The organism is Bacteroidia bacterium (genome assembly GCA_023228875.1).
Classification (GTDB): domain Bacteria; phylum Bacteroidota; class Bacteroidia; order NS11-12g; family UBA955; genus JALOAG01.
In genome coordinates this window covers 1-12,436 of sequence record JALOAG010000007.1, presented here as the reverse complement: position 1 = coordinate 12,436, position 12,436 = coordinate 1, and the positions used below count along the sequence as shown (strand labels likewise).

6 protein-coding genes are annotated in these 12,436 nt (G+C 41.0%); 2 read left to right on the top strand and 4 right to left on the bottom strand.

Annotation, left to right across the window (positions count from 1 at the left end; all coding sequences use genetic code 11):
• Position 1 precedes the first annotated feature (1 nt).
• The 4 genes from M0R38_08235 to M0R38_08220 all read right to left on the bottom strand — a co-directional run bounded on the left by M0R38_08235 (position 2) and on the right by M0R38_08220 (position 10,735).
• Positions 2-2,944 carry a hypothetical protein gene (locus tag M0R38_08235; protein MCK9481730.1) on the bottom strand — a complete coding sequence of 981 codons (2,943 nt, stop codon included), beginning with the start codon at positions 2,942-2,944 and terminating at the stop codon, positions 2-4.
• A gap of 14 nt (positions 2,945-2,958) precedes the next feature.
• Positions 2,959-6,666 carry a hypothetical protein gene (locus tag M0R38_08230; protein ID MCK9481729.1) on the bottom strand — a complete coding sequence of 1,236 codons (3,708 nt, stop codon included), beginning with the start codon at positions 6,664-6,666 and terminating at the stop codon, positions 2,959-2,961.
• 120 nt (positions 6,667-6,786) lie between these two features.
• A complete protein-coding gene (locus tag M0R38_08225) occupies positions 6,787-7,560 on the bottom strand; it encodes a hypothetical protein (GenBank protein ID MCK9481728.1) in 774 nt (257 codons plus the stop codon).
• 100 nt (positions 7,561-7,660) lie between these two features.
• On the bottom strand, positions 7,661-10,735 hold the full coding sequence (locus tag M0R38_08220) for a hypothetical protein (protein ID MCK9481727.1): 3,075 nt from the start codon (positions 10,733-10,735) through the stop codon (positions 7,661-7,663).
• Positions 10,736-11,422: 687 nt separating this feature from the next.
• Here M0R38_08220 and M0R38_08215 point away from each other — a divergent pair.
• Both M0R38_08215 and M0R38_08210 read left to right on the top strand, forming a co-directional pair.
• Positions 11,423-12,196, top strand: a complete 774-nt coding sequence (locus tag M0R38_08215; protein ID MCK9481726.1) for a recombinase family protein — start codon at positions 11,423-11,425, stop codon at positions 12,194-12,196.
• Between the two features lie 27 nt (positions 12,197-12,223).
• On the top strand, positions 12,224-12,436 hold a 213-nt coding region (locus M0R38_08210; protein ID MCK9481725.1), incomplete at its 3' end, for a zinc ribbon domain-containing protein.

Genomic DNA, 12,436 nt, shown 5'->3' with positions numbered 1-12,436 from the left:
ATTATTCTGTTGTTTGGTTTAACATATTGCTTGCATGAATTAATACCTTAGAGGCATTGCGGCAAAAAATCACGCCCATATTGGCGGAATTTGAACCCCAAGTAGGGTCATCTTCAAAATCACTTGAAAGAGTTATATCTGTATCTATAAAGTTAATCTCGCTGATGTCAGGCTCTTCTATTTTGTAGGCTATATACATTCTGTGGGCTATATGTCCCCAATGTAATTTCGTCCAATCAGAAGGGTCAAGCTGCCACCCTGACGGACTTGTCGGCATTTGCAATCCAAACCTTGTGTCCCCTGCCCTTTCTTCCAGCACAAAAAACCAACCTGCTTCCATGCTTGTTGTAGGTGTTGTTTCTTCTCCCCAAGTGCCTTTGGCTTCGCTCTCGGTCAGGTCAAAGCCCACGAGCATTACATCGGGCTGCAAAAAGCCGTAGAAAATGGGGTCTTTTATAATTCCTGTGCCATTTCTTGGCTCTTCATTGTTTACAATTTCTCCAACTAAATTCCATTCCGCTTTTTCCGCATACACGTTCACATGCGGAAACTGCTCAATCAGTTCGCCTCTTATCACCATTACCAAAGGTTTTGAGGTGGGAGACATTCCCGGTTTGCGGTTGCTGTCTATATCTTCGTTTAGCCCCCAACCGTGTATGGGGCTTATGTCGCGGTATTTGTTCAACTCCACAGGGTCGGTTTCGGTTGCAGGAATGGTGTTTTTCCAGAATTTTCTGAAATAGCTGCCCCGCATATCCGTAGGGTATTTGCGCCACAGCATCTCTCGTGACATTTCGTGGTTCATGCCCACAAAAAAGGAGTTCACAAACCGGTTGTTCAGTTGCAGCATGGTGATGCTTTCCTGCTCCACTTTATGGAAGTTGGGAATAATAAAATCGGGAGATATTTTTTCCAGATACTCATAAGCGGGTATATCTATGGCAGGATACGCCATCACCACATTCCTGTGGGTAATGAGAGCCTGTGGCGAGTGAGGAGAGGCTGCAATCCTGTAATTTAGCCGGTTGCTGTAATTCGTAACGGTTGAAACTCCGCCTGCTATGTCCGCTCTCACGGTTGCCAGGTTTATGGTTGGCGGAGCGGCTTCAACCCAATACACGGTTTCTTCTACGGATTCCATATTTGCCACAAAAATAGCTTGTGCGTCATTAAAATGGTTGCTTGAGCCTTCAAATACCGTCCATGTATTTGACAGAGATGTTCCCGGGGTTGTCAGTATAAAGTCTTCGAGGTGCGGCAAACCCGAAATAAATGTCGCCTCTGTTTCGGTAGAGGTCAATATGCTGTTAATTGAAACCGCATACTGGGACGAAACTGCGGAGGCTCTCACGGGAAGTAAAGTTACCGTTTCGCTGTTTACATTTGCCAAAAAGTTGCTGCCGTCCCAATTGCAGGCAACGGCTAAATCGCCACCCGCTCTCATGCAAGTCCTGAAATCCGCACCGGTGATTGAAGCGGAAAGCGGGCTGTTGCTGTCTATGGCAAAAGCTATGGTTTTCCCTGTAACGGAATCGCCAATCCTGTTGTGTGAACCCGACCAGATTCCTATAAACTCTTCGGTTGCCAGTGTGGCAAAATGGCGCTGTTCCGCTGCCGAGGCTACTCCATAGCATAGGCGGGTGGTTTCAATAACAGAATTTACGGTGTCAAGCTGCCCTAATCTTTTCCATGCTAAGTCCATAAAAAATTCCTGGTTCTTCCTTACCACTTCCGCGCCCACTCCCGCGGCAACCCTGTTTCGGGGGTCGAGGTTCAGAACATCCAGCCAACCTGTTCCTTCATGGTCTAACTCACTTGAATTTGCATGCCATTTGCCATAAATCTCAGGGGTAATCACAGGGTCAGGGTCTCCCGATTCCGACAAATGTAAAAAATCTTTCAATTCTTCTTTAAACACACCTGCCTCTTCCAAGTCCCATGCTCCGGGTTCATTGTTTTCACTTACCTGCGCCAAAACGCCTTCCAGTAAAACAGTTTTCTGTGTCAGCTCCGGTTCTTCTCCTTCAAACAGGTTGTCTAATTCGGGATAGTTGGTATTGGAAATCTCCATCGGGCGTTTACCCATGGAAGGATGCGCTGCTTCGGGTTTTAATTTCTGAACCAGTGTTTTAAAATCATCTCCTTCTGATGTTCTGAAACTCCATTTATAGTAGTATGGAAAAACCACTTCTGTTTCCGCGTCCTCAATCCATGCCCCTGCCTGAAAATCCTGAGAACCTGTTTCTTCTCCCAATCCCGCAAGTCTTCCCACCTCAAAAGTCGGAATCAAAAACCCAAAATACTGAACTCCCTGCTTTAGTTTGCGCGGACAAATAATTCTTGAAACTCCGCTGTTGGGGCTTTGGCTGATGCGGTTTTTTATTTTATCTAAATCAGCGCTGTAATTTGTGTCCCCTCCTTCCAAGCCCGAAACCGCGTTTACCTGTGTATGCGCCCATGCCCATAATTGAGTGGGGTTTGGCAGGGAATGAGAGGTGTCCTTAATTTTAATTACACCCAAAGAATTGCCTTTTATTTTTGAATTTTCAAATTCGTCCGCTTCCATGACGGCTAATGTCAGCCAGGGTCTTAGTTTTTTATTGGGATTTACACCTTCAGGCGCAAAAGGATTGTATGCCCAAGGGAAATCTTCTTCGTAAAACTCCACAAAGGGAAGAAAGTTTGACAAAAAATCTTCTGCCCCGTCATGCGGCTCTGTTCTGACAATGGCGTTCGGGTCTATTCCAACCACATCCGCAGGACCGTACAGTTGAATATCCTTGTCAACAAATTCCTGGCTGCTTTTATTTCCTTTAACATCTAACTTAATATTAACGGAAGACCTTGCTGTTACCTCTTCAGTATCACCGTCAGGAGTTGTCAGAAAAACAGTAAGCCCTTTTCTTAAATGGGGCAGGAAAGCATAGTTGGCGTTTTCACTCATAATATTCTATTTTTTTAACTCGTTACAATAATACTCCTCTGTTCAATAATTATTTCATTTTCAAATAAGTCCAAATCAAGGGCATAGGCTTGAAGAGAGCTTATTGCATCTTCATAAGTCAGGAAGGTTAACTCAGCGGCAACTTCTGTGTTATCTTCTGCAAACAAAAGCGTAAACCCATCCTGAGCTGACGATACCTGCTGCTCTTCTCCAATAAAATTATGGGCGGGGTTTTTACCTGCAACAGGAGAACCCGCAACAACTCCACCGCTTAACAAATCATTTTGGCGGTTAACATCAAGGGTTTCAAAAGGTCTCGGGTAAGTAAATTCCCTGTCTATAATTACCGGGTCATGTCCTGCCTCTTTTATTCTTACACATGAAGATTCAATCACATCAACACCTCCGATTTCCACCCCATCTTCATAATCATTAAAGGAAGGAGAAGTCAGCTTTTCGCTGTCCGAAATATTGAAAAACTGGTCAGGAGCAAATTTGTCTTTAGTGGGAGCTGTGATAAGTGTTGTTTGTCCAATCTTCGCGCTTTGAATCCACATTTTGTCATCGCCTTCAACCGTTGAATTTCCAAAACATTTAATTGGAATATTTAAAGGCACTATACCTTGTTTTACCTGCAACCTGCCCATCGGATGAAGAAGTAATGTATTTCCTCCCGATTCGGATAAATCCGCTTCTCTCATGTTAACATTTACAGCAGACAAAATGGTTTGCCAAGTATAATTGTTCTGAAGCTGTGCTGTCAGCAAGGCAAACACGTTTACGCTTGATGCAGAAATTGGTTTCTCATTGCTGAGCTTCAAATCAAAATCAGCGGAAACCTCAATCGGTCCTATGCTCACAGACCCCCTGCCTTTTGCATGGTATGGGTTTGGTCCCTGAAGCGACATGCTTATGCTTATGCCGGCAGCAGGTTTGTTTTTACTCCCTTTATATACCCCTGCGCTTATGTGCATTTCTGCTATAAACGAAAACTGTGGCTTAGTGTAAATCAGCACATCAAGACTGAAATTGGCTTTAAGGTTATAGCCTAAGGCAATGCCCACATATAAATCAAGCACTGCTCCAAACTGCACGGAATTTGAAGTAACCGCCATGTAAAAAACACCTTTCAGGCTCTTGCCCGGTTCATCTATAAAGCTTAATGCCAAACGGTTAATCTTGGCGGGCAAGTCCATTTTCTGAGGCGTATAAGACGGGTGGAAACCTCCTATTGAGAGCATAAATCCGCTGTTTTCTCCCCAATAATACCTTGCCAGAATATCTCCCGAAATGGAAATATTCATGATTTTGGAATCGTATATCCTGGCATCCAGCGCAAACTTTTTGGCTTCGAAATCAACAGCCGCAAGGAAAGAAGCATTTATCTTTATTAATGGATTTGCCTCGTCAGGCAGGTTGATTTGCAATATTCCCGCAATAACAATTTTTACAGGGTCAGGAACTTCTACCAATACGCCTAATTTCAGTTGCACCAGCTTTTCGCCTCCCCAATAGGCTTTCAGCAGCAACCCGAAGGTAAATTGCCCTTCATGTACAGGAAAAACACTGCCCATGGTGCTGATAATGGTTGGCGCGTTTTTTTCAGGGTCTTTGGGGAACATTAAATGTTGCAGGGTGTCGTTGCGCAGGCTGCTTAGCAAAGCGGAAATGTCCATGGAGCGGTTCAGCCCGAACAATGCGCCAATGCCGCTCAATTTCAAGCCTGCCGTAATATCAATAGCAGGGTCAAACTCAACAGTAGCAATGCCAATAATAGAAAATCCCGCTTTACCGCTTGGCAGCTTCAGGTTAAGTATGCCTAAAGCCGTGATTTTCAGCTTGTCCTGAATTTCAAGGTGCAGCATTCCCGAATATTTTTCCTCAGCAAGGTCTTTGTCCAAATATCCCTGCCCTTCAATTCCCGGTATTTTGATTTTAATACCCATTGAGGTGGGGGTAACAAAGCTGAACCGGATATCTACAGGTCCAAGGTTTCCTCCGTTTTCGGGAAAGGAAATTTCTGCTTTCAGCCCTCCGCCTCTCGCTTTGGCAAAAATGGGTTTCAGTTCCAAATCCGCGTCTGCCAATGCCTGAATATCAACACCGTTTTGGTCGTTTGACTTAACCTGCAACTTCATCAAATGAAGCGTGAAGATTTTAAGGAAGGTTTTGTTGATTGGGAAAGTATGCTCCTCATCAACGGATAAGCCGTTCTTACTGAAATTGGCTGTTACATCGTTTTCCCATTTGATGTCTATGTTGTAATCGTTGGCTGCCCCCTGGTTGATTTCAAATTGCTTAAAGTCAATGGTGCGGGGGATTATCGCCCCGATAACAGGAATATCCCTCACCCTGTCAATCTTTCCTTTGCTCTTGAACTCCCACTTGCCGTTAATCCTGCCAATGGAAAGGGAGTACAGGGTGATGTCCACTACATTGGGAACTTTTAGCTGAATGCCGTTGGTGTTTTTAAATTCTATGGAGTAGCCGTCTTTGTTCCAGTCTATAACAAAGTCCAGCTTGGCGTCCTCGCCTGTGCTGTCTTGCAGCCCCGGTATGGTGAGCTTGCCTTTGATGTCGGAGGAAAGGACTTGATTTTGCTTAAATTCAACATAAAAGGAGGTGAAGTCAATTTCTATGCCTAAGAGGCTGAATTTGAGGTTGCCGTTGCCTTCTACGCCTATCTTACCCGAAAAGCCGCCTTCTGTGCCTATGAGGAGTTCTTTTCCTTTGATTTCTACCCCTACATCGGAGTTGTTTGTCCAGTCTTTGGGCAGCCCTATGGTGGCTTCTTCTATGTAGATGCCTTTGAATGAGGAGGGGCGGTCTTCTGCGTCTGCTTCGGGGATGTTGGAGGAGTCGCTTAAATCAATCTTTATTCCTGTGGCTTCTAATATAAAGCCTGTGCCTAAGATTTCAGATTTGTCCAATGCCATAGATAACACAGCATTGAAAGAAAAACCGACATCGCTATCGAAGGTAAGTGAGCCTAAATCACAAGTTAATCTTGTTTTTATTTCCTCGTCTTCTTCAACCTCTCCTGTTTGTTCGTTAATTGGTTGGAGGATATTTCGGGGAAATTCCAACGCAATATTTAAGTCGTGAAAAGAAACTGAAAATTGAGGAAGGAGTATTTGTTTAAAGGAGTCTAATGTAAATCCCCCGAAGTATTCTCTGAATAAAGTTTCTATGTTGGCAAGCTTTTCTTCAAGGGTTGCTCCTGCATCAATGTATAAGCTAAATATTACAGCGAATGGGTCATTCCCTCCTGTTGCCATTTGAGCAATCAGGTCTTCTATTATTTCGTTTAAGTTGTCGTGAGAGGGAACTGTTAAATCTGTAGCGGGGGAGAAATACTCATTAAACACTTCAACAAAGTGTTGCAAGGGGTCAGAGTCCTCATCATAGTCCGATTCGTGAAAAAAAGCATAGATTGCCGATTGTAAGATGCTTGCCGTGTCTATCCCAAAAACCTTGATTATAATATCTAAAAACGCTTCGGGGGAGTAATCAAATGAACCTATGTCAAACGAACCAAGTCTGTCTTTTAAAATCCATCTATATCTGGCACTTACATCAAACTCGCTTGGAGAGCTTGAAGAATAGCCCGGATTAACCACCAGAACAATGTCTTCTCCCCCTGTAATATCAATCGCAATTTTGGATTTGCTTACCAGTGTGAATGAGTAATGCCTGACATCTCCCGAACGGTAAAAATACAACTGCTTAAAAAAACAGCTTGGAAAATACCGTATTTATCCCATCCTGAATAAATTCAAACTCGGCTGGAATATTATCAATGGAAATTAAATTGTTTAGTGATGTTAGTTTTGTCATAGTTATTATTTTTCCAAAATGTCAATTCCGCCATATCGATTAATTATTATATCTTTCTTCCAAACATATTTAAAATCGCCTTCAAAAACGGAGGTTTCTACAAGTGAAATCTGTCCATTAGATTTCATGTAAAAAAACATATAATCTCCGCAACAAGATACACTCCCTAAATGGTAGGCAGGAATAAATATGGCGGTGTCGTTGTTTTTATCAATCAATACAATGCAACCAGTTTCGAAGCATCGCATTTCACAAGTAGTGCTGTTTGTCTTATTAGTAAAAGCATAATAGACATTGTAATCAAAAATGTCTTCGAGCTGATATTTGAATTGAAATTTATCTATATTGTCGGCTATTTGACATTGGCATAGGTCATGTCTATCTGTTGATAGTATTCGATACTGACGGTATGTTGGTGTTGCTAATATGTCTTTTGAAAAATTTAGCTTACGAAATGTTGCTACTACACTCGAATCTATTTCGTCTAATTTAGGATTTTCTTCACGTTCTTCATGGTCGCCCCAGCCTGTTAAAAAATAGTCGGATAAAATTAGCGAGTCCCCAAAAGGGTAGGTTGGTATCGGGGAATTTATATTTGATGTTGCAGTATCTTGTGCTGTTGTCAGAATCAGAGAGGAATCTGATAGAGATATAGTAGTAGAGATTGCTACTGATTCTTTTTCTCCTGTTGTGTTACCATAGCAAGAAATAAAAAGGAACAAACTGTAAGTTCCTGACAATTTCAATACTTCTTTGATATGTGTCGCGGTCATGCTCATTTATACAAATTCAAACTTTTTGATTAATTTCCCCTCCCCTGACAAAGTACCTAAAACCATATAGTATAGATGATTCACAAGACTATTATTACAAATTTTACTACTCATCTATTCTTATCTTGTTATTTTGCATAATAAAACCACCACAATGCAAGTGGTCTTCATGGTATTTTGCGTATGTAGCAGGCCACTTTAGGGTTAAAGCAATATCTCCCTTATAAATCGCATCAAACCCATAGCGATACATTTTATCAAGATAAATTTGGTCTTCTGCCCAACCACGCGACTGATAGATTCCATATCTAGTATCAACAGCCTTCCCATTTGTATGTGTTGTACTGGGAAAACAAGAAGCATCTGGGTAAGCCATTCCCGCTGATACTTGTCCAAAATCGACTTGCGCAAGAACTCCTAAGAAAGCAGCACATGGCAGTATTTGACAATAATATCGTATAGTTTTAACCCATTCAAATTTAATATTAGGATTTTGAAGATTCAAGGCTTCTAGATGAACCATAAATCCCATTTTTTCATCTGCAAAATACCTAACAACTCTATATTCGCTACCTCTGTACATTCCAAAACTTAGTACTCTTCTATTTTTACCTAAGTAAGTATATGAATCACATAAATCAATTTCTCGAGGTCTATACTTATCGACTCCATATGTCCAAACATGAAAATGAGGCTGCTCATAACCAGGGTCTGGAATCCACTTCTTGGCATTCAAGTATTCTGTTGATACAACTTTCCCATTATTAAGAGAATGACAAAGCACAAGTTCTGAATTACAAACTTCGGCAGATGACCCATCTTTTCTGAAATAGATAAAGTATACATTTTGAACATCATAAACCAAACTCAAGTCAATATTGTCACGACATAAAATCATTCCATTTCGTGGTGGCGGGTTCTGTTTTGTTGTTGCTACAGTTCTCTGCCACTTTGGAAGTTCGTAAATATGCATTTCAAGTCTGTTTTGACCAGGAGATAGTGATTCCGGCTCTGAAAAATCTTGTGAGTGAAAGAACTGGTTGTCTCTGCTGTAAACTACAATATCCTGCTCGTCTAATTGCGGGGTAATCATTCCTATCTCGTTAATTCCATTTCCATTGGTTGTATTTGCAATTCCCTGAATGCGTATGGTATATTTGTGATAACGTATGTTTTCAGGTGCATCAGATGTAAGAGGGTTGCTGCTGTCGGGGTCTAAGTAAATGTACCTGTGAAAATCATCGTAAGCCAATCCTGTTGTTTCATAAATGGCGGTCAGTTCCTTATGGGTCAACCCCAACAACATCAGGTTTTCTTTATGATTTTTAGAAACATCTTCTCTCCCCGATTCACTATACCAATTAATACCCAGCATTTTAATGTCGTTGTTATCAATCTTATAGCTTCGGCAGATTAAATCCATGTCGTTTCGTAATTTTGAATTCTCAAATAATGAATTTTCGTGGAGGTTGAACCTTCTGTTATAAGTCGGTAAGAATTTTTTGTTGCTGTTGTTCTCGTCTTCTTTGTAAATAGTGGTGTATAGCAACACACGGGCAGGGTATTCTCCTCCAAACATGGGTGCTCCTGTTCTTTCCCAGTATGCGCCTGATTTCGCGCAAAAGGCAAAATTGCCTGTTCCGTCATTTTCATTGAGCTTCTGATGAATGAGGTGATACTTGCCGGATTCTATTGTTTTGTTTTTACGAACAGGATTTTCAGGAGTGCCCGGTGAATAGGGGTCTTTGTAAGTGCCTAATACAAGACGGTCAAGTTCAACAAAAGCGTTGTTGAAATACTTAGAACTCGGCATTACGGTGCTTGATGGAGTCAGGCTATGATTTTGCCGAAAGTAGCATATCTGAATATAATGGGCTACATTGTTTTTGGTAGAGCCGGAATCCTTATGGGGAAAATGAAAAGTTACTTCTTTGGTATATTTTTCTGCCACAACATTAGGAATATTCCCCTCTAACAGAGCTTTCTTTGCTATCCAGTTAGAAGTTATTTTATTATTATTAGTTGGATTTAGTACACTAATGTTTTCAAGAAAAATCAGCGGGTATCCCGCACTGCCGGAAGTTCCCACATCATCAAGCCGTAATTGAAATTTAATCCTGTTTTTAGCAGGTATTGGATTAGTCCCAGTCCAATTTTGAGATTGAGAGATAATGATTATTGGCCAATCATTTGTCTGATACTTTTGGGGAGTAACTGCTGCACTGCCAAGTTTGATTTTAATATTATTGTTATTGATAGTTTGGTCATCGTAGTTTCCATAGAAATTATAAGAAAATCCCCTGTCGCTTCTTATGTCAAGGTAAACAGTATGCTTGGTTTCAAATTTGTTCAGGAATACGGTGTAAATGTATTCCGGAGTGTTGTGGTCGTTATTCGTATCCTTGGCTACTTTTGAGCCTGAAGGATATTCAGTAAAACCAACCTTTTCATTATAAAACATACCAAAAAGAGCAGCAGGGTCAATAAATGATAAAATTTGCTCTCTTATTCTGCGTTTTTCTAAGTTTGATTTAGAAGTAACATTTACCTGATATTTAGAAGTATCGGAATTATAAAAGCCGTTTCTTAAATAGCCGAGGGTAGTGATTACTTCTTCGGCATTGTCAATGAGAACTTCAAAATCTATCGGATGCTTTTCGGTTTCATGTGTACCCCCAAAATCGCCAAACCACTCGCCTTCCTTTACATATATTGGTTCTACAGTGCCAGAAACGGTACATAGAAGAATATCTTCAATGTCGGTACTGTCCGGCAGGCTGTTATCAAATCCTATTAAATAGGCTTTGGGGTCTGGGTGGTTTTCATTTTCATCCCAAAATCTTGCAATTAATTCATTGTTGCTGATGTCTGCGGGTGTAATATCATTTCCACTTATTAAGCTGCTTTTCAGTATGCCTCTGTATATGTAATATTTAACCTGTAAATAAGATTTAGGCGATTCATTAGGTTTGATAAGAACATTAACCAAGTCAGAATCTACAGATGATTGTTGCACCAACATTAATCCCGCTTGGCATGCAAAAGCCTTTGCTGTATTTCCTTTTGGCAATTCAAATCGGGCTGAAATATTGTATAAATCAGAAGAAGTTCCGCCATCAGGACCGTATTTATCCGAAACTTCTTGAGCAGGGAGTATAGTATGTTCTGTGAAGAAGTGCATATTCCTTAAATTGTTTTAGGTGAGTACTTATTTTGAATGATTTTCCATTAATGGTTTTAAAGGTCAGCTTTGCGTGCCTAAACGAAGAAAAAAGGCTGATTTGAGACAGAAACAGGCAAAAAAGCAGCTTACAATTCCCCCAAAAGACGTGGGCTAAGTAACACCATTAAAACCAAACAGCCAAACTAATTATTGCCCTATTGGAAAAGTATCAGGCTTATTAACACCGCAAAATACTTCCAAAATGCTTGTTTCAAAAAGGAGAGAGGGAATTTACTCTGTCAGGGTTATCAACATGTTGATAAGGGGGTTTCCGCTTTTTATACCCGCAGCACACTTTTTGAGTTCCGCCCCTCCCTACAAGAGAAAAAACTACATTAACACAAACACTTGGTAATCAATTCTATAAAGCGAAAAAATACCCATATCACAAAATCATACTTTCCCAAAAAATCTCATCCTTTCATTTCCTTTCAAAATATTTCAAAACATTACATTTTACATCAAAACATTTAAAATCTTTCATTTCCTTTCAGAACCTTTCAAATCCTTTCATTCAGACATTAAACTTTGCTGTTCTTTCCTTACAGAAACATTTTTCAGAATAGCGGTATTTCCACAACTGAATTTTTTCCTATCTTTGAAACAGCATAAGACAGACAGCACATAAAAGATAACATCAAGTCTATGACAACCGCCATCACCTACATCAGGGTCAGCACAGACGAACAAAGCCACGGATACAGCCTGACAGACCAACAAGACAAACTAAACACCTACTGCAAGATAAAACAATACCAAGTAGTAGAACATTTCTCCGAAGACCATTCCGCCAAAACTTTTGACCGCCCCACCTTCAAAAAGCTGCTTTCCTACCTCAAACAGCACAAAGGCAAAATAAACAAACTCGTCTTCCTCAAATGGGACAGGTTTTCCCGAAATGCCACCGAAGCCTTAATCATGATAAAGCAGCTAAAAACCCTCGGAGTAGAATGTGAAGCAATGGAGCAACCTTTGGATTTATCCATACCCGAAAACAAACTACTTTTAGTCATCTACCTGTCCACCCCTGAAATAGAAAACGACAGACGTTCAATGAACGCCTCCAACGGAATGAGAAGAGCAATGAAAGAAGGCAGGCATTGCAGCACCGCTCCCTTTGGATACAAATACACAAGAGACGAAAAAAACAAACCCCTGTTAATTCCTGACGGACACAAAGCAGATTTAGTCAGAGAAGCCTTTGAACTCTACTGCACAGGCTTATACGATAAAGTACAAATCAGGAAAATGCTTGCACCCAAAGGTATGACACTTTCAAGAAGCAGATTCGCCACCTTATTTGACAACCCGATATATGCAGGGAAAATCGTAATCCCCGCCCTCAATGACGAACCTCGACAAGTAATAGACGGAGTACATAGAGCCATAGTAAGCGAAGCACTCTTTCAAAAAGCGTAGGTGCTTTCAGGGAAAACCAAAATCATCATGTCCAAACCCAAAGCTGCCAAAGCAGAACTTCCGCTAAGAGGCTTTCTTATTTGTCCCGATTGTAAAAGCAACCTGACAGGAAGCGGTTCAAGAGGCAAAAGCGGGAGGAAATTCTTCTACTACCATTGCCAAAGAAAGTGTAAGCACATGGTATCAGCACCGCTTGCCAACCAGCGATTTGAGGAATGGCTTGACGAGCTATCCATTAAA